The organism is Hydrogenivirga sp. 128-5-R1-1 (genome assembly GCF_000171895.1).
In genome coordinates, this window is the sequence record NZ_ABHJ01000001.1 from 91161 (window position 1) to 113582 (window position 22422).

Genomic DNA, 22422 nt, shown 5'->3' on the forward strand with positions numbered 1-22422 from the left:
GATGATATACCATCTTGCCATACTCCTGAGGGAGCACTTCTTCGCCTTCAACGTGCTCAAGTACATAACCTTCCGTTCTTTCACGGCAATACTCCTCGCCTTCTTTATAACTCTGATACTTTCCCCCACCTTCATGAAGAAGTTTGCGAAGATACAGAGACTCTTCGGAGGGTACGTCAGAGAGTACACACCCGAACACCACGAGAGCAAGAAGTACACACCAACCATGGGCGGGGTTGTGATAGTAACGGTCATACTGATAACCTCAGTCCTTCTCATGCGCCTTGATATCAGGTACACGTGGGTTCTCGTCTTTTCAACGCTGTCCTTTGCCCTCATAGGGTTCGTGGACGACTGGATAAAACTCAAGAATAAAAAGGGTCTCTCAATAAAGGCGAAGCTCGCCTTCCAGATGTCCTTCGCTTTAGCCGTATCCCTGCTCATCTTTTACTGGGTTGGTCTGGAGACAAAGCTATACTTTCCCTTCTTCAAGGAGCTCACCGTAGATCTGGGCTGGTTATATATACCCTTCTCAATGTTCATCATAGTAGGGACCGCTAACGCGGTGAACCTTACCGACGGTCTGGACGGACTCGCCATAGGTCCTTCAATGACCACAGCAACAGCCTTCGGCGTGATAGCCTACGTGGTGGGTCACTCAAAGATAGCCCAGTACTTGGGAGTCCCGCACGTTCCCTACGCAGGTGAGATAACGGTGTTCTGCTTCGCGATAATAGGTGCAGGGCTTGGCTTTTTGTGGTTCAACACTTACCCGGCTCAGGTGTTCATGGGAGACGTGGGAGCTCTGGGTCTCGGGGCTGCCCTCGCCACGGTTTCAATTATGACCAAGTCAGAGTTCCTGCTCGCCGTTGCCGGAGGTGTGTTCGTATTTGAGACGGTAACCGTGATACTTCAGATAATCTACTTCAGAGCCACAGGAGGGAAGAGGCTCTTCAGAAAGGCTCCCTTCCACCACCACCTTGAGGAGAAGGGGCTGGACGAACCCAAGATAGTGGTGAGGATGTGGATAGTTTCAGCCCTGCTCGCCATAGTGTCAGTGGCGATGCTGAAGCTCAGGTGATCCTCTTGAGAGCACTTGACACGCCGTCAAGGATTATGTGAACCACGTCCGCACAAACTATACCAGCGACAAAGTACAGACTCCCCTCGCTCCTGAACAGTTCGTTCAGGTAAGTGAAGGGGTTGAAGCCGGTCAGGGTCAGGGCGAGCCCCCTATCAAGAACCGAGACCACCCCCAAGGCAACGAAGTAGAGGAAGGTGACCACAAGCACCAGATAAAGAAGTCTCAGGAGACTCCCTATTATGGGGACATGGGAAACCCCCCTGTGCTGGGTGAAGCTCTGGTAGGGAAACCACAGGCACCTGAGAAAGCTCCACCTGCGGGTCGGTTTTGAGTTGGGCAGGTCAACGTCTGGAGAAAGAAAGAAGGTTCCAACTATGTACCCAGCACCGAAGGTTATATAAAACTCCTTAGGCAGGAAGTAGAGAAAGCCCGGAAGGGCTATGAGGTTCACGAGGTCGTGGGTTCTACCGAGTGCCATCTCTGTCCTCTACGTCCACAACGTTTATGTCTCCGTCCACGAGCGAGTAGGCAACCCTAAACCTGTTTCCTGTCTTCAGAGACTTAAAGAGCAACGGCTCCCAGCAAACAGCCTCACGGTCACCCAGCTTGAGCTTCGCCCTGCTACCCCTGAGCTGAACTCCCTTTACCTCAACCTCCTCCGAGAGGAATACGGGGACGGGGTTCTTCTCTCCAAAGGGTTCAAGCCTGCTCACACTCCGGAGCACGTCCGGGGTTACACCCGACAGGGGCAGTTCCATGTCTATATAGAGAGGAGGCAACTCTTTGGGCACGTGGCTGAACAGCTCATCAACCTCTTCGCTGAAGGCTTCCAGAAGTCTGCTCTCAAGGGTGAGACCTGCAGCCTGCATATGCCCACCCCATTTGAGGAACATGTGAGATAGCTTACTCAGACCTTCATAGACGTCTATACCCTCAACCGACCTGACCGAGCCAACGGAGTGGTTAGCACCCCTGGAGAATACGGCGACAGGCTTGCCCATCTGGCTGGAGAGTCTGCCGGCAACTATACCTAGCACGCCCACGTGCCAGCCCTCACTCCAGACAGATATAAAGTTCCTGCTGGAAGACTCCATCACCTTCCTGTAAGCCTCCCTGTAAACGTTGTCCGTTATGGCTCTCCTCTTTATGTTCAGGGACTCTATCTTCCTCGCCAGAAGTTCAGCCCTCTTGGGGTCTTTCTCCGTCAGGAGCTCAAGGGAGAGCTTAGGATTACTTACCCTTCCGGGTGCGTTTATCCTGGGGGCTATTGAGTAGGCTATGTCCTTTGCGGATATGCGTTCACCGACCCGTGCCACCCTCAGCAGGGCTCTTACACCAGGTTTATCCACAGCCCCCGAGGCGATACCCTCCAGAAGGGAGAGACCCTTACTTACAAGAATCCTGTTGGTTCTGTTCATGGGCATGACGTCCCCAACGGTACCCATAGCGGCAAGGTCAAGTAACGTCCTTACGTCCATATCAAGACCGAGGCGCCTCACTAAGACGGCAGCCATATAAAAGCACATGGCGGAGGAGGACAGCTCCTTCATATCTTTGGGAACTCCGTTGGAGAGCTTTGGGTTTATCAGGACAGCCCTTCTGGGAACCTCCTCAGGAACGTTATGGTGATCTATGACCACAACGTCCATACCCGAGTTATCTATCTCGCTCACCGCAGAGGTTCCGTTGTCCACCGTTATTAGAAGCTCCGCATACCTTGAGAAGACCTCTATAAGTCGTCTGTTGAGCCCGTAACCTGTACCCCTGTTGGGGAGAACGGGGGTGACCTTTGAACCCGCAGCTCTGAGGACTTCGTAAAGTATGGCAGTCCCCGTTATTCCGTCAACGTCGTAATCACCGAATATGATGATCCTCTCCCCCCTCCGGACAGACTCAACTATCCTCTCAATACCCTCCTCAACGTTCGGAAGAAGGTTATAGGGCAGCAGGTACTTGAGCTTTAACTCAAAGAGCTCCTCGTGGGAGTCCTCGTAACCTCTGTTCACTATCAACTGCGCGAGAAGCCTTCCGTATATATCCACAAGTTCCGGGGGTGGTTCTATAGAATGGCTCAACACCTGCCATTCCTTACCGGAGATGCCTTTCATCGCTTCTCAATTATAAGTTTACTCACGAGGAAGTTCACGCCCTTTAGGGCGTAGTCCACACCAGAGACCGCGACGAGAGCAAGGGATACAGCCTGGGACATATCAAAAACGCTCAGCAAGAGTTCACTCCTGTATAGGTTAACAAGGAAACCCGTGAACACGGTAAGGGACAGGAAGAAGGTGGTGGCTTTACCGAACAGGGACGGCTCCGGCATGAACCCGAACCTCTTCAGGAACAGAGAGCCCGCCACGAGGAAGATGTCCCTGACCACGAGAGCCTGGAGGAGAACTAAGCTCGCCTTTATGTCGGTGTATATGGTTATAGACAGTAGTCCGAAGAAGAGAAGCAGCTTGTCCGCCAGAGGGTCTAAGAGCTTGCCCAGGGTGGTCTGTGCCCTGAACATCCTCGCTATAGCACCGTCCACCGCGTCGCTCAGTGCAAGTATGAGAAACAGAACCGCCGACTCTTTCTCCTGCCCCCTGTAGGCGAGTAGCAGGACGTAAGGTGACAGCACAAGTCTAAGCAGGGTAATAAAGTTGGGCAGGTTTTTCATTCCCTAACCCTTTCCACCATAGATATTATCTCCCGAATAACCTCATCAACACTCTTACCTGTGGTGTCCACAATAACCGCGTCCGGTGCAGGCTTGAAGGGATAATCTTTCCTCTGAGAGTCCCTCTCGTCCCTCTCAACTATGCCACGCAGTATTTCCTCGTAGCTGACTTCAACTCCCGCTCTCTTCAACTGCCGGAACCTTCTCTCAGCCCTCTCTTCTGGTGAAGCCGTTATGAAGAGCTTTAACTCCGCGTCCGGAATTATGTTTGTCCCTGCGTCCCTACCCTCAACTACAGCCTGACGTCCCTTCAGTAAGCTCCTGAAGTACTCGTTTATAAACTCCCTGAACCTACCTACAGTCCCGACCAGGGAAGCGACCCTGCCTACGTCCTCACCCTTGAGCTCTTCTCCCAGCTCCTCACCGTCCACCCGAACAACCGTTTTCCCCACACGAGGCTCTATCTCAAGCCGGTGGAGCAGAGGCTCTATCTCTTTCCAGCTAAGTTCGGACACGGCTCCAAGGTGCTTCAGAACGAGAAATCCAGCTGCCCTGTAGGCAAGACCCGTCTCAAGGTATGGAATTCCGAGCCTTACCGAGAGCTTCCGCGCTATGGTGCTCTTACCGCTTCCTGCAGGACCGTCTATGGCGATCTTCATAAGGGTATATCTTAAAACTCCGCACCCGAAGATATACCCCTGAGCTTGAGCTCAAGGTCTGAGGGCTTCGTTGCGTAAAGTATAGCCGTGTGGAAGTCTATTTGACCGTTCCTGTAAAGCTCCTCAAGGTGCTGGTCAAAGGTCTGGGTTCCGTAAGCCGCCTTACCCTTGGCGACGAGGTCTGGTATCTCGTCTATCCTCGTCGGGTCTAAGAGGGCTTCCTTTATTGCACCGGTGTTGAGCATCACCTCAACGGCAGGTATGGAACCCTTCTTATCAGCTCTCGGCAGCAGCCTCTGGGAGAATACGGCTACCAGAACTCCGGCGAGCATCTGCCTTACCTGGTCTCTAACCTCAAGCTTGAACATCCCTATGAGCCTGTTCACCGTCTCCTTGGCATCAAGGGTGTGCAGTGTTGAGAAGACGAGGTGACCCGTTTCTGCAGCCTGCAGGGCTATCTCTGCGGTCTCCGTATCCCTTATCTCACCGACCATTATCACGTCCGGGTCTTCCCTCAAGGCAGCCCTGAGACCCCTCGCGAAGCTCTGGGTGTCTATACCCACCTCCCTCTGGACTATAAAGCAGTTCTTGTCCCTGAGCAAATACTCTATCGGGTCTTCTATGGTAACTATGACCCTCCTGAAGTTCTTGTTTATCTCCTCTATTATGGAGGCGAGGGTTGTTGACTTACCGGAGCCGGTTGGTCCCGTAACGAGTATCAGCCCCTTGCTGTGCGATAGTGAGGTCTTCAGCATTACCTCAGGCAGGTTGAGAGTCTTGAAGGGGGGTATCTGGAAGGGAATCACCCTGAACGCCATACCGCTCGTGCCGCGCTGTTTGTAAACGTTGACCCTGAAACGGGAGACCTTGGGCAGAGAGTAGGAGAGGTCTATCTCTCCCAGCTCCTCAAACTCCTTCTTCTTTTTCTCGCTCTTACCGATGACCTCGTTCAGGAAGAGAGAGAAGTGCTCGTCGGTTATGACAGGGAACTCCTCGTCAACGTGGAGCTTCTTGTGAATTCTGTAAACGGGCTTCGCCCCGACCTTTATGTGTATGTCGGAGGCATCAAGGTCAAGAGCCTTCTTCAGTATCAGCTGTAACAAGTCCTGCTACCTCCCTCACTTTTTCCTCTATCTCCCGAGCGAGCTCGGGGTTTTCTTTAAGGTACCTCTTAACCTGCTCCTTACCCTGTCCTATCCTCTGATCACCGTAGCTGTACCACGAACCGCTCTTGGTGAGCACACCCTTGTCGGTAGCCACGTCTATCAGGTCACAGAGCTTGCATATACCCTCCCCGTATATCATGTCAAACTCAGCCTCCTGGAAGGGAGGGGCGAGCTTGTTCTTCACAACCCTGACCCTCACGCGGTAGCCTACCTTCTCGTTGCCCTCCTTTATGTCTCCTATCCTTCTAACCTCAAGCCTCATGTCGGAGAAGAACTTTAAAGCACGCCCTCCGGGCGTAGTTTCAGGGTTTCCGAACATTACCCCTATCTTCTCCCTTATCTGGTTTATGAATATCAGTGAGGTGTTGCTCTTGTGGACTATACCCTTCAGCTTTCTAAGAGCCTGGGACATGAGCCTCGCCTGCTTGCCAACCTGGGCTTCCCCCATCTCACCTTCCAGCTCGTCTCTCGGGACGAGGGCTGCGACCGAGTCCACCACTATCACGTCAACCGCACCGCTGTTTATCAAGCTCTCGGCTATCTCAAGAGCCTGCTCTCCGTAGTCGGGCTGGGATATGTAAAGGTTCTCCACATCAACACCGAGGTTCTTGGCGTACTTGGGGTCTAAGGCGTGCTCAGCGTCTATAAAGACCGCCACACCGCCCTTCTTCTGGGCTTGAGCTATTACATGAAGGGCGAGGGTTGTCTTACCCGAGGACTCCACACCGAACACCTCTATTATCCTGCCCCTCGGTATGCCTCCTATACCGGTTGCTATGTCCAGAGCAAGGGAACCCGTAGGTATTACATCAACCTTGACGGTTTCCGCGGCGTGCAGGGGCATTATGGAGCCCTTGCCGAACCTCTTCTCAATGTTGGCTATGGAAGCCTCAAGGGCTTTCTTCTTCTCGTTCAAAACCTTCTCAGCTGTCTCTTGAGCCATAAATTAAACCTCCACAATTCTCGGAACCACGAAGAAGCCGTTTTCCCTCTCGGGCGCGTTTTTCAAGGCTTCTTCCTGGGTGAGAGACTCTCCCGGTTTATCCTCTCTCATGGGGGTCTCTTCAATGTTTTGAATGTAAGGCTCCACTCCGGTGGTGTCAAGCTCACCAAGCTGTTCAACGAAGCCCAGTATATCGCCCAGCTGTCTGCTGAACAGTTCTACCTCCTCCTCGGTAAGCTCCAACCTCGCCAGAAGGGCTATCTTCTTTACCCAATCCCTGTCTACCATGATTAATAAATATAACTCTAAAAACTCCTCCCCAGCTTCTCGTAAATATCCTTGATGTGAAGCCTGTAGTATATGGGTCTCCCGTGAGGGCACACGTGTGGGTTTTCAAGACCTTTCCATAGCTCCACGAGCTCCTTCATCTCCTTCTCGCTCAGTTTCTCTCCAGACTTTATGGCAGACCTGCAGGCTATCTGATCCGCCTCGGGCTTACCCTTAAGCTTCTCGTAGTTAGCCCTCTCAGATATGAGGTGCTGGTCAAAGAAGTAAAGGTAGTCACCCCTTTGGGCTAATATGACTGTGTCGTTGAGCTGCCCGAGTATCCTGAACTCCGTTTCGTAAGGTGCTATCTCCTGTTCAAGGGTGAAGAACTCCGTCTCCCTTCCGCCGAGCATACTCCTCATCAGTGCAAGGACCTTTCTCTCCTTGAGGAACTTAACCTCCCTCTTCTTAGGGTGGACGTTGAAGTCAACCATGAAGGGTGGGAGTTCCAAGAACACAACTCCGAGGGTCTTGTAGCCGAGAGTTTTCCTCAGGAAGTCCTTCATGCCCTTAGAGCTCACGGGTCTTGAGTTCACAAAGAGGTGGAATTCCCCCCTGGAGACGTTCCTCTTTACATAAGCCCTCAGCCTCAAGAACTCCCTCTCCCCTCTTATAGGCTCAAGCCTTTCCCCCAGGACATCTTCAGCGCGCTCCCTTTCGGAAGCCGGGCGCAGGTTGAGAACCTCCCGTGCGTTGGAAAAGAGAATGAATCCAACATCGGGGTTTGCCAGGGCATACTCTCTGATGAGGTTTATAACCCTGCGCCTCTCCGTGTCCTCCCTCTTGAGGAACTTCCTGCGGGCTGGGAGGTTGAAAAAGAGGTCTCTGACCTCTACCTCCGTACCCACGGGCATACCGACCTTACTCTTGGATACAACCTCCCCTCCCTCAACCTCTACCTCGTAGCCCTCCTTCTCCTGAAAGTACCTTGACCTTATGGTAAGCCTGCTCACGCTCGCTATGGAGTAGAGAGCCTCTCCTCTGAAGCCGTAGCTTGATATGTTCATCAGGTCTTTTTCACTACCTATCTTGCTGGTTGCCCCTTCAAGGACGACCTTATCTATATCCTCGGGATGTATCCCCGTCCCGTTGTCCCTGACAAGGATAAGCCTCTTGCCCCCTTTGGATATGTCTACCTCTACCCTTGTAGCGTTGGCATCAAGCGAGTTCTCCACGAGCTCCTTGACCACATCGGCTGGTGATTCAATTACCTCCCCAGCTGCGATCTTGCTCCTTACCTGGTGCGGGAGTATCTTCACGAACATACCAAGTATTCAAGTTACTACAAGAAGGTCCATAAACACACCCGAGAGGGTAGCGAACAGGAACCACCCGACAACGTACATAAGGATGAGACCTTTGGGCAGAAAGCTGAATAGGGCGGTTATAGTAGGCACACATATACCCGAGGAGGCGAGCATGAAGGTGAGGACTTGACCCTGTGTAAAACCGAGCTCCTGCAGTGATCTCGCTATGGGAACCTCCTCACCCGAGCAGACGTACACCGGTATGGAAAGGAGGCTTATCAGTGGGTAAGACAGGGGGCTTGAGGAGAAGGAGACTATGAGACCTTCCGGAACCAGAACCTTGACGAGGGAAGCTATGAACAGCCCGAGGAGAACGTACTTACCCGTTGTGGTAAGGAGGCTGAGAAAGTTCTGAGTGAACTCTTTGAGCCAGCTCTGGCGCGCGGAAGATGCACCCTGCACGAGGGGAAGGGTAGCCCTTTTCACAAAGATAAAGGAGGAAAGGTAGGCGACCACCAGGGCAAACGCCAAGGATGATAAAACCCTCATCACCGTCAGCTCGTATCCCAGCATACCGAAGGTCAAGACCACCACCACAGGAGATAGCACCGGAGCCGTAACGAGGAACGCCATAACCGGGGCGTAACTGCGGGGTGAAAAGCTGTCAAGGGTTCTAGCAACGGGTATCATGGAACAGGAGCACACGGGAACACTCGCGCCGAGAGTAGCTGTGATCAGGGGAGCGTAAGGTCTGGACATGAAGGATCTCTTCATCAACCTGCGCCCCATAAGAACCTGCAGAGTAGCCCCAAGAAAGGAGGCTATAAAGAAATAGGGCAGTATATCGGCAACGTAGTGAAAGAATACCTTGAAGAGCTCTCCCAGCATCAGGCTTCTACCTTCTGGAGAACCTCCTCGGGTATCTCAAAGTTCGCTATGACCTGCTGCACATCCTCCAGATCATCAAGGGCGTCTATCAGCCTCAGAACCTTCTTTGCGGTTTCCGCATCTTCCACGGATACCGTTGAAACTGGTATCCAAGTTATGTGAGCCTTCTCAACGGGGACACCTGCTTTCTCCAAACCTTCCTTTACCTGATACAGCTCCTCGGGGGACGTGTAAACGAGGTGAACCTCGCTACCGCTCTGGATATCCTCTGCGCCCGCCTCCACCGCCTTTTCAAAGAGCTCATCCTCGGACACCTCGGAGGCAGGGACTTCTATGGCACCTTTCCTCTCAAAGAGGTAGGAAACGCACCCAGAAGAGCCGAGACTTCCCCCATGCTTTGAGAAGGCGTGCTTGACCTCGGCGGAGGTTCTGTTCCTGTTGTCGGTGGTGGCAAGCACCATAACCGCCACCCCGCCAGGAGCATAGCCTTCGTAGATAACCTCCTCGTAGGTCTCGCCCTCAAGCTCTCCGCTTCCCTTCTTTATAGCCCTCTCTATGGTCTCAAGGGGCATGTTAGCCTTCTTAGCCTGCTCTATCGCTGTCCTGAGCCTCGGATTGAACTCGGGGTTTGAACCGCCAAGCCTCGCCGCAACGGTTATCTCCCTTATCAGCTTGCTGAAGAGTTTTCCTCTCTGAGCGTCAACCTTAGCCTTCTTGTGCTTTATCTGAGCCCAGTGACTGTGTCCTGCCATCTTCCAACCTCCGAATGTAATAATTTAAGGAAGAAGTTCGTCTTTATCAAATTCTCCAGAGAGTTTTATCTCCCTTCTGTAGCTAAACCCCGAAAGTATAAAGCCCCTGAAGTAACTCAAGTTTATCTTCTCCTCTGGAATTCCGAGTTCCCGGGACAAGCAGGACATAAACTCCTCAAGCTCCCTCTTCCCGAAACCAGCCCTTAACAGCACTATTCCACCATTCAGGGACGAGCCTCCTTCCAGAAAGAGCAGAACGGGCGACACCGTCCATAACAAAAGTATCTTTCCTCCTCTCAACTCAACCTCTCTAACGCTCGTAGGATATTCCTGAACGAGGCGGTCTTTCTCAAGGTATATCCGTGAGAAGGCTGAGCGCACTCCCTTCAGCAAGACGCCTGCGAGTTTAAAAGCGCCTACCCCGTAATAGTACCTGTGGAGACGGTTGAAGAAAAGGAAACCCGCTAAGAAGAATACGAGGAAGAAACTCACACTGGCAATATAGTTTGTAGAGCTCTTGGACATTATGAAACCCAGCGCCAAGGAGGGAAGAAGTGTGTAGCTCAGGGCGAGCGGAGGGATAAGGTACAGCAAGAACACGAAAGGATATTTACCGCGCAGTCCCAAACCTTCAAGCTCACAGGACATGGTTCTTACCTTAAAATATTCCTCCCTATAAAAGGAGGTTCGGATGGACAGCACACAGGCTGAACTTCTCAAAGAGTTCAACCCGTATATAGGGGTCAAAAACGGCAAACTTCACCTTGAGGGACTGTCCCTGAAGGAGCTTGCCCAGGAGTTCGGAACACCCCTATACGTTTACAGCGCCTCCTATATAAGGGAGAGGATAAGAGCCTATCAAAAGGCTTTCCCGGGCGCGCTCGTTTGCTACGCGGTCAAGGCGAACTTCAACCCGGAGGTGGTCAGGGTAGCGGGTGAGGAAGGCGCGGGAGCGGACATAGTCTCCGGCGGAGAGCTTGTGGCAGCCCTAAAGGGAGGCATAGACCCTTCCAGGATAGTCTACGCGGGAGTGGGGAAGACCGTTCCAGAGCTTGAGCTTGCGATAGAGAAAGAGATACTCATGTTCAACGTGGAGTCCAGAGACGAGCTTTACGTCCTGGACGAGATAGCGGGAAGGCTCGGCAAGAGGGCACGCATAGCCATAAGGGTAAACCCTGACGTTGATCCCAAGACCCACCCCTACATATCAACAGGTATGAAGAAGAGTAAGTTCGGGGTTGACTTTGAGACCGCAAGGGAGGAGTACAGGCTCGCCAGGGAGCTGAAGAACCTTGAGGTCGTCGGTATACACTGCCACATAGGTTCACAACTCCTTGACGTTTCACCTTACAGAGAGGCTGTTCAGAAGGTTGTTGAGCTTTACAGAGACCTTACGGACGAGGGTTTTGAGATAAATTACCTGGACATAGGTGGTGGTTTGGGGATAAAGTACAAGCCCGAGGACAGGGAACCCTCTCCGGAGGAGCTTGCCAGGGAAGTCCTGCCTCTGCTTGAAGGAGTGTCCGCCCAGATAATACTTGAGCCGGGAAGGTCAATAACCGGCAACGCCGGTCTTTTAATAGCACAGGTTCAGTTCTTAAAGGACAAGGAGATCAAGCACTTCATAATAGTTGACGCGGGCATGAACGACCTCGTTAGACCGGCAATATACGACGCTTACCACCACGTCGTCCCGGTGGAGAGTAAGGGAAGGGAACACATCATAGCGGACATAGTGGGACCTATATGCGAGACGGGAGACTTCCTCGCCAAGGACAGGAGGATAGAGTTCCTTGAGAGGGGAGACTACATAGCCGTTCTCTCAGCAGGAGCTTATGGCTTTGCGATGGCTTCCCACTACAATGTAAGACCTCGTCCGGCGGAGGTTCTCGTTGAGAATGGTTCCTACAGGTTGATAAGAGAGCGGGAAGATTACAACTATATATTGAATACCACTTGAAAAGCATTATTGAAAAATAAGACTGTTCTGTTATATTAATTGCTATGGAGCTCAGAGAGAGTATGCTTGAAAGTTTTATAGAGAGGTGCCGTGAGGCTGGACTTAAGATAACTCCCCAGAGGGTTGCGGTCTATGAAATACTCCTGAACTCACACAACCACCCCACCGTTGAGGAGATATACGAGGAGGTCAAGAAGAGGTATCCCTTCGTGTCCCTCGCCACCGTTTACAGAACCGTAGAGACCCTTGAGCAGATGGGTCTTGCCAAGAAGGTCTGCTACTGGGGAAGCTCCGCCAGATACGATGCCAACACGGACGACCACCATCACCTTATATGCGTGAGCTGTGGTGCTATACGGGATATATACATGGACAAGAAGATAGACATACCTCAGGAACTTGAGGGTTTTGAGACGGCAGGTTACTCTGTGAACGTGTATGGACTATGCCCCCAGTGCAGGGAGAAGGCTCAACCTTCCACGTAAGCCCCCAAGTTCTTAAACTTGCCCAGCCTCTCGCTCAGGAGGGTTTCTACGTCCTTTGAGCAGAGTTCACCCAAACACTTCCTTAAGTGATAACCGAGAACGTAAGCACTCCTTCGGTAGTCCCAGTGGGCAGCCCCGAAGGGTTCCCTTATGACGCAGTCAACCACACCGAGCTCTTTAAGGTCTGCCGCCGTTAGCCTGAGAGCCCTTGCAGCATCCTTCACCCTGTCCTGCTCCTTCCAGAGTATCGCTGCACATCCTTCGGGTGATATAACCGAGTAGTAGGCGTTCTCCATTATGCAGACCCTATCTGCCACACCCAGCGCCAAGGCACCACCGCTTCCGCCCTCACCTATCACCACAGCTACCGTGGGAACCTTCAAGTAACCCATGGTGAGCATACTCTCTGCTATAGCCTCCGACTGACCCCTCTCCTCTGCACCTATACCCGGGAAAGCTCCCGGTGTATCTATGAAGGTTACGACAGGCATCCTGAACCTTTCGGCGAGCTTCATTACCCTTATAGCCTTCCTGTAACCCTCCGGGTGGGGCATTCCGAAGTTCCTCTCTATCTTTTCCTGGGTGCCCTTACCCTTCTCGTGTCCTATAACGCAAACGGGCTGCCCCTTGAGGTATCCCATACCTGCTATGACAGCTTTGTCATCCCCGAACCTCCTGTCCCCGTGCAGTTCAACGAAGTCCTTTATGAGGAGCTTTATGTAATCCGAGGTGTGGGGTCTTTTTGGGTGTCTCGCCAGCTGGACACGTTCCCAGGGGGACAGGTTAGCGTAGGTCTTCTTCGCCTTCTCCCTGAACTCCCTCTGAAGCTCCCGTAGCTCCCTCTCCACCTCACGGTTGCCAGCTCTGTAGAGGGCGCGGAGGTTGTCTATCTTCTCCTTAAGCTCCAGGAGTTTTTTCTCATATTCGTAATACATTTCAATAATCTCCTCAGAGTCCGTTAATTATACATCAGAGGGAGAAAAGACACAGATTGAGTGTTTTGTTGTCAAGTTATATAAGCGGGATTATATTAATAGCGTGGAGGATAGAGACATGGAGTACACGGAAAAGGAAGCCGAGAGGCTCTTTGAGGAAGCCTACACCCATCACATGTTGGGAGATATAGATAAGGCTATAGAGCTCTACAAACAGTCCATAGAGGTTCAGCCTACCGCCAAAGCCTACACCTTCCTCGGCTGGGCTTACAGCATGAAGAAGGACTACGACAAGGCTATAGAGTACTGCAAGAAAGCTATAGAGATAGACCCGGACTTCGGAAACCCCTATAACGACATAGGCGCATACCTGATTGAACAGGGCAGGTTTGAAGAAGCTATCCCCTGGCTGAAACAGGCTATAGTCGCAAAGAACTATGAACCGAGGCACTTTCCCAGGATAAACCTCGCAAGGATATACACCGCCATGGGCAAGCTCTACGATGCCCTAAGAGAGGTAGAGGAAGCCCTCAAGATAGACCCAGAATACAAACCAGCCCACGTCCTCAGGCACCAGATACTTGGGATGCTAAACTGAGGATGTCTGCAGGCGAATTGAAGATGTAGTCCGGTTTGACGGAGTTGAGTTTGACATATCCCCACGCGGCAAGGGCTGTCCTGACACCCGCCCTCTTACCCGCCTCTATGTCCGCCGAGGTATCCCCCACCATCAAAGCTTGACTACTCTCAACCCCAACGAATTCAAGGGACTTCAGTACAGGCAAGGGCGACGGCTTCTTCTCAGGAAAAGTATCGCCCCCCACGACGAGGTCAAAGAACTCCAGCATACCGAGCCTCTTCAGTATCTCCACCGAGAGCTCCTCAAGCTTGTTTGTAACTACCACAAGGTTTATCCCCCTACCTCTCAGAGCTCTGAGTGTTTCCATTACGCCCGGATAGGGCGTCGTATTGACGACCGGATTACCTATGTAATGCCTCCTGAAGACCTTGACGTGTTGCTCTCTGAAGTCATCACCGAGCACCCTCTCAAGGAGCGCCTTGACACCTCCCCCTATCAAACTCCTGACACTCGGCGGCATTTTTTCCTCCATTCCGAGCTCCTCAAGGGTAAGACGAAGGGCAAGGGCTATGTCGTCGGCTGAGTCTATGAGAGTTCCGTCAAGGTCAAAGAGGACAGCCTTCATGCACAGCCTTTCTTCTTTACGTAGGTGTTTACGTCTTCCTCCTTGTAAGCCCCCGTCTTCACGTAATCAATTATGCAGACGAGCTGGGTGGGATAGACGTAACCGGGTATCTGAAGAATTATGTTCCCTTGCTTGTCATAGAATATGAGGTTGGGGAAGGATAGGGCGTTCAGCGTCTTGGCGAGTTCGTTCTCGGACATCTCCACGATCTTGCCGCCGAAGTTAGCCTCCACAGGTGTGTAGCTCTCGTAGAGAACCTTGTAAAGGTCTATGTCCTTGAGGGCTTCCTGGAGGCTCTTCTCTTTCTTTATATCCCTGTCCAGCTGCTTGCAGTATATACAGCTCTTGCTCTCAACTATAAGGAGCGCATACTCCTTCTTGGGTATAAGGCTCTTCTTCTCCACACGGTTCTCCGTAGTCGGAGCCTCAGGGACGGAAGCACCCTTCTGACCTTCACAGGAAAGGAGCCCCATAACTCCAAGCAGGACAACAAGGCTTAAAAGGGTTCTCATCAGCGCATTCCTCCTGACTAAATTAAGATTTAGGTCGTGAGACCCAACTTCTCAAGGGTATGGGAAATTCTCTCTATCCCTCTCTCTATGTTCTCCATGCTGGTGGCGTAGGAGAGTCTCAGATAACCCTCCGCACCGAAGGGCGAACCCGGAACGCAGGCGACCTTACCCTCCTCTAACAAGTACTGGGCGAGCTTGAGATCACCGCCGATCTTCTCCGAGTAGTAGGAGAAGTTGGGGAATATGTAGAAGGCACCTCCGGGCTTGAAGACCTTCACCTCCGGTATTGAGGAGAGGAGTTCGTGAGCCCTGTCTCTCCTCTTCTTGAACTCTCCCTTCATCTTCAGGACGTAGTCCTTAGCCTGTGGGTTCTTGAGGGCTTCTAAGGCTCCGTACTGGGCGAAAGTGGTCACGTTGGAGACCGTCTGGCTGTTTATACTGGCTATGACCTTTGCGTATTCCTCCGGACAGGCAACGTAGCCCACCCTCCACCCGGTCATTGAGAAGGTCTTGGAGAAGGCGTTTACGGTGAAGGTTATCTTCTTAACCTCTTCTGAGAAGGAAGCCACACTCGTGAAGTCCTCCTCGTAGAGGAAAGCCTCGTAGCACTCGTCGGTGATTATGAAGATGTTCCTCTCAACGCACAGCTCGGCTATGCGCTTCAGATCTTGTGTGGGATACACCGCACCCGTAGGGTTGTTGGGAGAGTTGATCACAAGAGCCTTTGTCTTGGGTGTTATGTACCTTTCTATGAGCTCTGCGGTGGGCGAGAAGCCCTCCTCTTCTTTCAGAGGCACCTCAACGGGCACGCCGCCGAGGAGTTTTATCTGCTCGGGATAGGTCACCCAGTAGGGTGAGGGCAGTAAGACCTCGTCTCCCTCGTTGAGTATGCTCATGAATATCAGAAAGAGCACCATCTTGGCGCCCGTGGAGACCACTATCTCGGAGGGTTTGTACTCCACCTTGTTCTCTTTGAGCAGTTTCTCCGCCAGAGCCTCTCTAAGTTCCGGTATCCCTGCGGAGGGAGCATATTTGGTTCTGCCCTCCATGAGAGCCTTTGCGCAGGCTTCCTTTACGAAGTCCGGCGTGTCAAAGTCCGGCTCTCCCGCACCGAATCCTATGACGTCTATGCCCTTGGCACGGAGTTCCTTAGCCTTGGCGGTTATGGTGAGTGTGGCGGAGGGCTTTAACTGGGATACCCTTTGAGAGATCATAAGATAAATTATATCTTACACAAGTCCTTCCTTCACAAGGAGTTCAGCTATCTGAACCGTGTTGGTCGCTGCGCCCTTCCTTATATTGTCCGCCACCACCCACATGGCGAGACCCGGCGAGAAGGCTATATCCTCCCTTATCCTTCCCACGAAGACCTCGTCCCTGCCCTGAGCGTCTATGGGAAGAGGATACTCAGCATTTTTCGGGTCGTCAACCACGACCACTCCGGGAGCCTCCGATAACACCTCACGAGCTTTCTGGGGAGGTATGGGCTTCTGGGTCTCTATGTGAACAGCCTCAGCGTGGGAGTAAAAGACTGGGACTCTGACAGCGGTTGCGGAGACTTTTATGTTCTCATCGTGCATTATCTTTCTGGTCTCGTTGAGCATCTTGAGCTCTTCCCTCGTGTAGTCGTTTTCCATGAAGACGTCTATGTGGGGAACAGCGTTGAAGGCTATCCGCTTGGCTATGTGTTTGGGCTGAGGTATTTCTCTTCCCTCGCACCATGCCCTGGTCTGGTCTTCTAACTCCCTTATAGCCTTTGCACCCGCACCGGATACGGACTGATAGGTGGCGACTACCACCCTGTTTATGCCTGCGGTGTCGTATATGGGCTTGAGGGCGACGACCATCTGTATAGTGGAGCAGTTGGGATTGGCAATTATGCCCTTGTTCTTGAACATCTTTACGTCTTCAGGGTTGACCTCGGGCACCACGAGAGGAACTTCAGGATCCATCCTCCAAGCGGAGGAGTTGTCCACCACCACCACTCCGTCCTGAGCGAACTTGGGAGCAAACTCCTTGCTTATAGACCCTCCCGCGGAGAAGAGGGCTATGTCTATGCCCTTGAAGTTGGGCTGTTTGTTGAGGGCTCTTACCTCGTGCTCCTGCCCTTTGAAGGTAAGCTTAGTCCCTTCCGAACGCTCGGAGGCAAAGAGTATCAGATCGTCTATGGGAAAGTCCCTCTCTTCAAAAACCTTGAGAAAAGTCCTTCCAACCTCTCCTGTGGCACCGACTATCGCTACCCTGTAACCCATGGGATATGATTATATCCTCTCGGCGGGCGCTTTACCCTCCCGAGTGAATCCAAGAGAGTATCCTCTCCACCGCCTCTCTGTCCTTTCCGAAAAAGCCGTGGTAGGTGAGCCCGGAGCAAGGGTTGTCCGCAGGCTCAGAACCTTCCTGCAAGGTTATAAACTCCTTTTCTTTAGATTTTATTTTTTGAAAGACCCTTCGGGTGAGAGAATAACTTGAGGATACGCACCCGTCCAACCTGTGGTGTAGAAATAAAACCCTCTTGTCCGTCCCTTCAAAGCCTGTGCATTTTAGGAAGTCACCACCTCGGCAGTATTCGGCAAAGTGCGGGTCTGAGGAGAGGGTGGCGGTCAGGACCGATCCCTTGACCTCCGGTATTCTGTCTGTGAGGTACGCAACCGAGAGAGTCCCTCTGCTCGTTCCTATGAGGTAGAACTCCTCCACGCCGAAGGCGTACTTCAACTTAAAAACCAAATTCCTTATGTCCTCCAGATGCCTTTCCGATACCCTGTGGGCGCTGGCGAGGAGCTTAGAGTTTCCGTCCGCAAAGATCCTCTTTACGTCTCTCGGCATATCCACAAGGACTACGAGGTCTCCTCTTCGGGCAAAGCGTAGAATATTCCTTGCGAGGAAGTTGTTGCTGACCCATACGCCGTTCAGGTAGTTTCTCCTCTTCTGGCAGAGGCTATGGTGATCGCCGAAGTGACAAGTCCCGTCACCTCCGGGAAATAGGATGAGTACCTTCTTGAACCTGACGACTCCCTCCCTGCGGGCGAGGAGGTAGTCCATCTGAGTTCCTCTCGTTTGAAGGGTCTTTATCTCAAGGCGGTATCCCTCTGCGGAGGGTGGGTTGAAGGTCTTGGGAGAACAGGAGAGTGTGAAGACGAGGAGAAAGAGGAGGTAAGGCATGGGAGTCATTTTACCGGCAGTCCACTCGGGACTCTATCAGGTATTACCTTGTGAAGGGTATAAACCTGAGGGCTGGTCAGTGATTTCAGGAAGGCTATTAGATAATCTACCTCTTCTTCGGTCAGGTGAACCGGCTCTATATCAAGGGTTGAGAGTATCTGATTTATGGTGCTTTCATCATTTTTTAGAGTTGAGGCGAGCTCCGGAGGTAGTCCGTTGGCTGTAGGGTCGTAATTTCTTAAATACTTTTCAGGGTTAAGGTGGTGAAGAACCACCTTTTTAAGGTCTCTGTAGGCTCCGTTGTGGAAGTAGGGTGATGTGACTGCCACGTTCCTGAGAGGAGGTGTCCTGAACTTGAACTTGTCTTCTTCCTTACCACTCACGTTGTACCTGCCAAGGTCAAGCCCGTTTGCATTCTTTCCGGGTCCAAACTGGGGGACTCCTATGTTGTGAAACTTCTGGTCTGTGAAAAGCGTTCCGCTGTGGCAGGTATAGCACTTTGCTTTTCCGTAAAAGAGAAGGGCTCCCCGCTTTGCCTCGTAGGATAGAGCACCTTTATCTCCTCTCAAATACCTGTCCCAGGGGCTATCGGTAAGCGTGAAAGCTTCCGTTTCAAATTCAGCTATAGCTTTCCCGAAGTCCACGATAGTGTAGTTTCTATCACCGAAAGCCTTTTTGAACATATCCCTGTATTCAGGGATGGATAAGACACGGTTCATAACAGCCTGCCATATCTGTGCGTACTGGTCATCGTCAATAAGGGCAAGATCGTTCACACTCCCGTCCGAGGCTATGTCTCCCTTCCTACCTCTCATCTCATCCCTTGAGGTGATGGGAAAGATAGCCTGTGCCTGAAGGACGTTCTCCAGACCTTGAGGTAATTGACTGCCTGCGGGAGTACGCAACTGCCCGTTTTTAAGCTCTACCCTTGCATCCCAGAACATTGTCTTCCAATCTTTATGCCCTCTGTTGAAGACCTCCGGTGCGTTTCTGGGTATGAAGGGTCTTCCCGCATCTCTCTTTCTGGAAAGGCACTCTCCACTACCCTTGGTGCCCACTGGAAGAGGCAGGCAGTCTCCCGTTCCGAATCTCGGGTCGTGGCAGGTGGCACAGGATATGTCCTTGTTGCCGCTGACTATCTTGTCAAAGAACAAAGCCCTCCCGAGGGCTACAGTGTCCGGGTCGGTCTTGGGCTTTTCTATGGGTTTTAGGTTGTGTTTCTTTATTATTGCGCTCAGATCTGTGTCCAGAGAACTTCCCCCTCCGCAGGAGAGTAAAAGAAAGAAAAGCAGGAAGGAAAAGAAAACAGCCTTCCTTCTCATCTCAGGGCGTACAGGTCACCTTTTCTATATAGAGAGCATCCACTTTTGCAGTTCCGGTGCAGGCATCCGGAGGTGCACTCGCTGATCTGTTTGCAGGGGTCGTTGTGTTAAACGTTATACAGAAGTCGTTTATAGTTGTCATCCACACTTTGTATTGAGTATTGGTTGCGCTATCACACTCGCTAACATAAAAAGGATCACTGTTGGCTGGCAGTGATGTCCCGGAGGTTTTGTAAACGTCTTCAACTCCCCCATCGGCCATGAAAAGACTTGAAGTCAGGAAATCAAAGTATCCAGCGACTTTAGGCACAGAGCCATTTAGATTGGTAACATTGACATTCCTAGAATTTAAATTTGAGTCCAGACCAATATAATGTGGCACACTGTTCAGGTTACTACTTTCTTCCACATACCATCCTATACCTTTACTAAAGTTTTGGTCTTCAATTATGCCACCTATAGTGTATTCCTTAGTTGGGGTTTTTGAGGCATCTCTTTCCCTAACCTCCCATATACATACCCACCAGTTTTGGGGTGGGCTTCCATCAATACTTACATTCACCTGGGGAACAGATGTTATAAACGAAGCCAAAGCAGTCCCCAAAGATGAACTACCTGAAGCGTTACCCAATGCTTGCCCAAAAGCCGACGCTAAGTCCCTGTTTGCCCAGCCACAATTCGGGTCACTTTCCTTTTCTAAGGTTATATTGTATGTCTGAGTTTGACTTCCAACGGTAACTGTCACTCGTCCAGTAATATTGTTACCCGACACACTCGCATCAAAGCTCACTGTTACATCATTATTATTCAAGTCTTTTCCACTCACCTGACCTGTAAAGGTGTTGCCGCTCACAGTTCCGCTGTAACTTCCTGACCATATATAACCTGACACCCATGCGCTTCCACTTACCTGAGCACCATTCTGGTTTATCTCAAGACAGATTGGTCCTTTGGGTGTGGCTCCCGAAGTGGGGGCTGAACCAGTGTATTCGCCCTTCCATACACCAGATATGGTCTCACCGCCTCCACCACCACCGCCTCCGCATCCAGCGGCGGCAATTAAAGCTGAAGACAACACCAGATACTTAACCCTCATGACACTCACCTCCCGACCTGTTTTATGTTTAATTTGAAGCTACTTTAGAAGAATGTTAAGGGAAATTTCACCTCAGAAGGAGGTGTTTATCAGGAAACCTCCGCAGTTGGTTCCCACAGCCCTCCCATGACCACAGGATATGTAGTTAACAGTAGCGCTGAACTCCTCAGAGGGAGCGTTAAGACAACTTGCCCTGATCCTTATAGTTCCCTTCGCTGGCGTGCTCGCGTCCGGACACATACCGGACTCCCAGTTCTTTACCTCAAAGATATACTTGTAAGAGGGGATGGCGTTACATTTCAGGGTTCCGTTCCAGACTCCCCTGTCCCACTCCCAGGGGTTTAAGGGTCCCTTAGGGGCAAAGGAGAGGTTTTCAGCCTCGCAGGAGTGCCCGTAAACCATCCAGTAGTATCTCCTGAAGAAGTAAGTGTTGGTCACAGGGCTGTATTCGGAGTCTATATCAAGGGCGTAGTAGTCGTATCCCCTGTTCTTTAGAGGTTCTCTGGAGCACCCCGCAGGGGTGAACACACCCGTGCACAGATACCCTCCGCTTCTGGAATCGCTCTCGTTGTTGTCCCTCACACTTATCCTCCCCACAAGCTCAAGATTGTGAGCAGGGAACTTACACTTGATATGGTATGTAGCTCCGGCGGGGAAGCCATCCCCGTCTCTGTCGGTGGGATCTCCCTCAACGCTCGCGGTGCAACCCTTCCTTATCTCATCCAGCCTTAACCCCAGGCTGTGCCCTACACGAAGTTCAAGGCGTATGTCGGGGACGTAATATTGAACTGAAGAGATGCTGTACTGGAAAACGCCCCCAAAGTTGGTCATGAAGATAACCCTATCGTAGGAAACCTGCTGTGCTGAGGGATAGCCGAGAGAGACGCAGAGCAGAACTAAACTCAGAAAGAACCTCTCCCTCAACTAAACCTCCTCACTACCCTGTAGTAGGTATCCCTCTGGGCTGGTATGAAGCCGGCGTCTTTTATCGCCTGAACCATGTCCTCAACGTTGGGTATGCTCACCTTGAACTCTGTGGAGGATATGACGTTCTCCTCTATCATCACAGACCCAAGGTCGTTGGCACCGAAGTGAAGTCCCACCATCCCCACGGGCATGGTTTGGGTCACGTGAGAGCTCTGAACGTTGGTGAAGTTATCAAGGAATATCCTTGATAGGGCGAGAACCTTCAGATAATAAGGGCTGCCAGCAGGCTCAACAAAGTCAAGCTCTGTATTCCCCCTCTGGAAAGTCCAAGGTATGAAGGCGGTAAAGCCTCCCGTTTCGTCCTGAATTCTCCTGACACGATCAAGGTGTTCAAGGATGTGCTCTATGCTCTCAAGGTGCCCGAACATCATGGTGGCGGTCGTGGTCATGCCGAGATCGTGGGCTGATCTGTGGACTTCCTCCCACTCTTCCACCGAACACTTGCCCGGCGATACCTTGTCCCTGACTTCCTGAGATAGCACCTCCGCACCTCCCCCGGGAATGGACATCAGTCCTGCGGACTTCAGCCTCTTGAGGACTTCCTTTATGGGCATCTTCTCCAACTTAGATAGATAGACTATCTCCGGAGCGGAGAAGCAGTGTATCTGAACCTGCGGGAACTTCTCCCTTATCGTGGAGATCATCTCTTCATAGAAGCTGAGAGGCAGATCCGGATTTATCCCACCCTGCATAAGCAGGGTCGTTCCACCCCACTCAACCAGCTCCTCAACCTTTTTCAGGATCGTATCTATATCAAGGGTGTAGGCGTCCTCGTCGCTCTTCCTTCTGTAAAAGGCACAGAACTTACAGCCCGCTATACATACGTTGGTGTAGTTCACGTTCCTGTCTATCACGAAGGTGACCACGTTGTCCGGGTGCTTTCTCTTCCTCACGAGATCTGCCAGCATCCCGAGGGTGGTGAGGTCGGAGTTCCTGTATAGCTCAAGGGCTTCCTCGGGTGTTATCCTCTCTCCGTTTATGACCTTATCCTTTATGTAATCTATTGAGATCGTCTTCATTCTTCGCTCCTCCA

At 51.7% G+C, this 22422-nt stretch carries 25 protein-coding genes; 4 read left to right on the forward strand and 21 right to left on the reverse strand.

Annotated features, from left to right (window positions below; all coding sequences use genetic code 11):
- Position 1: 1 nt before the first annotated feature.
- Positions 2 to 1081 (forward strand): phospho-N-acetylmuramoyl-pentapeptide-transferase, encoded by a 1080-nt coding sequence (gene mraY / locus HG1285_RS16595; protein WP_008285871.1) that lies wholly within the window; start codon positions 2 to 4, stop codon positions 1079 to 1081.
- Here the strand turns inward: mraY and HG1285_RS16590 are convergent.
- From HG1285_RS16590 to HG1285_RS16540, 11 genes are read right to left on the reverse strand one after another with little or no spacing between them, the layout of a single operon-like run.
- Positions 1074 to 1562 carry a DUF2227 family putative metal-binding protein gene (locus tag HG1285_RS16590; RefSeq protein ID WP_008285872.1) on the reverse strand — a complete coding sequence of 163 codons (489 nt, stop codon included), beginning with the start codon at positions 1560 to 1562 and terminating at the stop codon, positions 1074 to 1076. The two genes, mraY and HG1285_RS16590, sit on opposite strands and share 8 nt — an antisense overlap.
- A complete protein-coding gene (gene recJ, locus HG1285_RS16585; protein ID WP_008285873.1) occupies positions 1549 to 3192 on the reverse strand; it encodes a single-stranded-DNA-specific exonuclease RecJ in 1644 nt (547 codons plus the stop codon). Before recJ ends, HG1285_RS16590 begins: the two co-directional genes overlap by 14 nt.
- Positions 3189 to 3746 carry a CDP-alcohol phosphatidyltransferase family protein gene (locus tag HG1285_RS16580; protein ID WP_008285874.1) on the reverse strand — a complete coding sequence of 186 codons (558 nt, stop codon included), beginning with the start codon at positions 3744 to 3746 and terminating at the stop codon, positions 3189 to 3191. Before HG1285_RS16580 ends, recJ begins: the two co-directional genes overlap by 4 nt.
- Positions 3743 to 4405 carry a (d)CMP kinase gene (gene cmk / locus HG1285_RS16575; protein ID WP_008285875.1) on the reverse strand — a complete coding sequence of 221 codons (663 nt, stop codon included), beginning with the start codon at positions 4403 to 4405 and terminating at the stop codon, positions 3743 to 3745. The genes HG1285_RS16580 and cmk overlap by 4 nt, the downstream gene beginning before the upstream one ends.
- Positions 4406 to 4416: 11 nt before the next feature.
- Entirely contained in the window at positions 4417 to 5508 is a 1092-nt protein-coding gene (locus tag HG1285_RS16570; RefSeq protein ID WP_008285876.1) for a PilT/PilU family type 4a pilus ATPase, read from the reverse strand.
- The gene (gene recA, locus HG1285_RS16565; protein WP_008285877.1) at positions 5477 to 6514 is read right to left on the reverse strand and encodes a recombinase RecA; all 1038 of its coding nucleotides are present in this window, start codon (positions 6512 to 6514) and stop codon (positions 5477 to 5479) included. The genes HG1285_RS16570 and recA overlap by 32 nt, the downstream gene beginning before the upstream one ends.
- 3 nt (positions 6515 to 6517) lie before the next feature.
- Positions 6518 to 6802, reverse strand: coding sequence for an Asp-tRNA(Asn)/Glu-tRNA(Gln) amidotransferase subunit GatC (gene gatC / locus HG1285_RS16560; protein ID WP_008285878.1), 285 nt, complete (start codon positions 6800 to 6802; stop codon positions 6518 to 6520).
- 17 nt (positions 6803 to 6819) lie between these two features.
- Positions 6820 to 8106 (reverse strand): DNA mismatch repair endonuclease MutL, encoded by a 1287-nt coding sequence (mutL, locus tag HG1285_RS16555; RefSeq protein ID WP_008285879.1) that lies wholly within the window; start codon positions 8104 to 8106, stop codon positions 6820 to 6822.
- 9 nt (positions 8107 to 8115) lie between these two features.
- Positions 8116 to 8976, reverse strand: a complete 861-nt coding sequence (locus HG1285_RS16550; RefSeq protein WP_008285880.1) for a permease — start codon at positions 8974 to 8976, stop codon at positions 8116 to 8118.
- Positions 8976 to 9728: a YebC/PmpR family DNA-binding transcriptional regulator gene (locus tag HG1285_RS16545; RefSeq protein ID WP_008285881.1), complete on the reverse strand. Its 753-nt coding sequence runs from the start codon at positions 9726 to 9728 to the stop codon at positions 8976 to 8978. Before HG1285_RS16545 ends, HG1285_RS16550 begins: the two co-directional genes overlap by 1 nt.
- A gap of 24 nt (positions 9729 to 9752) precedes the next feature.
- Complete coding sequence (locus HG1285_RS16540; protein ID WP_008285882.1) at positions 9753 to 10376, reverse strand: hypothetical protein; 624 nt, start codon at positions 10374 to 10376, stop codon at positions 9753 to 9755.
- Between the two features lie 43 nt (positions 10377 to 10419).
- Here HG1285_RS16540 and lysA point away from each other — a divergent pair, with 43 nt between their 5' ends.
- On the forward strand, positions 10420 to 11688 hold the full coding sequence (gene lysA, locus HG1285_RS16535; protein ID WP_008285883.1) for a diaminopimelate decarboxylase: 1269 nt from the start codon (positions 10420 to 10422) through the stop codon (positions 11686 to 11688).
- A 62-nt stretch (positions 11689 to 11750) separates the two neighbouring features.
- The gene (locus HG1285_RS16530) at positions 11751 to 12173 is read left to right on the forward strand and encodes a Fur family transcriptional regulator (RefSeq protein WP_032496251.1); all 423 of its coding nucleotides are present in this window, start codon (positions 11751 to 11753) and stop codon (positions 12171 to 12173) included.
- Here the strand turns inward: HG1285_RS16530 and HG1285_RS16525 are convergent.
- Positions 12158 to 13108 carry an acetyl-CoA carboxylase carboxyltransferase subunit alpha gene (locus HG1285_RS16525; RefSeq protein WP_008285885.1) on the reverse strand — a complete coding sequence of 317 codons (951 nt, stop codon included), beginning with the start codon at positions 13106 to 13108 and terminating at the stop codon, positions 12158 to 12160. The two genes, HG1285_RS16530 and HG1285_RS16525, sit on opposite strands and share 16 nt — an antisense overlap.
- A 118-nt stretch (positions 13109 to 13226) precedes the next feature.
- On the opposite strand from HG1285_RS16525, the gene HG1285_RS16520 reads away from it, so the two are divergent.
- Positions 13227 to 13706 carry a tetratricopeptide repeat protein gene (locus HG1285_RS16520; RefSeq protein ID WP_008285886.1) on the forward strand — a complete coding sequence of 160 codons (480 nt, stop codon included), beginning with the start codon at positions 13227 to 13229 and terminating at the stop codon, positions 13704 to 13706.
- On the opposite strand, the gene HG1285_RS16515 is transcribed toward HG1285_RS16520, so the two are convergent.
- The 9 genes from HG1285_RS16515 to mqnC all read right to left on the reverse strand — a co-directional run bounded on the left by HG1285_RS16515 (position 13675) and on the right by mqnC (position 22408).
- Positions 13675 to 14313, reverse strand: a complete 639-nt coding sequence (locus HG1285_RS16515; RefSeq protein WP_008285887.1) for an HAD-IA family hydrolase — start codon at positions 14311 to 14313, stop codon at positions 13675 to 13677. The two genes, HG1285_RS16520 and HG1285_RS16515, sit on opposite strands and share 32 nt — an antisense overlap.
- The gene (locus tag HG1285_RS16510) at positions 14310 to 14825 is read right to left on the reverse strand and encodes a thioredoxin fold domain-containing protein (RefSeq protein WP_008285888.1); all 516 of its coding nucleotides are present in this window, start codon (positions 14823 to 14825) and stop codon (positions 14310 to 14312) included. The genes HG1285_RS16515 and HG1285_RS16510 overlap by 4 nt, the downstream gene beginning before the upstream one ends.
- Before the next feature lie 29 nt (positions 14826 to 14854).
- Positions 14855 to 16039 (reverse strand): pyridoxal phosphate-dependent aminotransferase, encoded by a 1185-nt coding sequence (locus HG1285_RS16505; RefSeq protein ID WP_008285889.1) that lies wholly within the window; start codon positions 16037 to 16039, stop codon positions 14855 to 14857.
- A gap of 15 nt (positions 16040 to 16054) precedes the next feature.
- A complete protein-coding gene (gene asd, locus HG1285_RS16500) occupies positions 16055 to 17077 on the reverse strand; it encodes an aspartate-semialdehyde dehydrogenase (RefSeq protein ID WP_008285890.1) in 1023 nt (340 codons plus the stop codon).
- Between the two features lie 31 nt (positions 17078 to 17108).
- A complete protein-coding gene (locus HG1285_RS16495) occupies positions 17109 to 17984 on the reverse strand; it encodes a hypothetical protein (protein WP_157560409.1) in 876 nt (291 codons plus the stop codon).
- 5 nt (positions 17985 to 17989) lie between these two features.
- Complete coding sequence (locus tag HG1285_RS16490) at positions 17990 to 19306, reverse strand: cytochrome c peroxidase (RefSeq protein ID WP_008285892.1); 1317 nt, start codon at positions 19304 to 19306, stop codon at positions 17990 to 17992.
- Position 19307: 1 nt separating this feature from the next.
- Positions 19308 to 20402 carry a hypothetical protein gene (locus HG1285_RS16485; protein WP_008285893.1) on the reverse strand — a complete coding sequence of 365 codons (1095 nt, stop codon included), beginning with the start codon at positions 20400 to 20402 and terminating at the stop codon, positions 19308 to 19310.
- Between the two features lie 72 nt (positions 20403 to 20474).
- Entirely contained in the window at positions 20475 to 21326 is an 852-nt protein-coding gene (locus HG1285_RS16480; protein ID WP_008285894.1) for a hypothetical protein, read from the reverse strand.
- Positions 21323 to 22408 (reverse strand): cyclic dehypoxanthinyl futalosine synthase, encoded by a 1086-nt coding sequence (mqnC, locus tag HG1285_RS16475; RefSeq protein WP_008285895.1) that lies wholly within the window; start codon positions 22406 to 22408, stop codon positions 21323 to 21325. Before mqnC ends, HG1285_RS16480 begins: the two co-directional genes overlap by 4 nt.
- Positions 22409 to 22422: the final 14 nt, after the last annotated feature.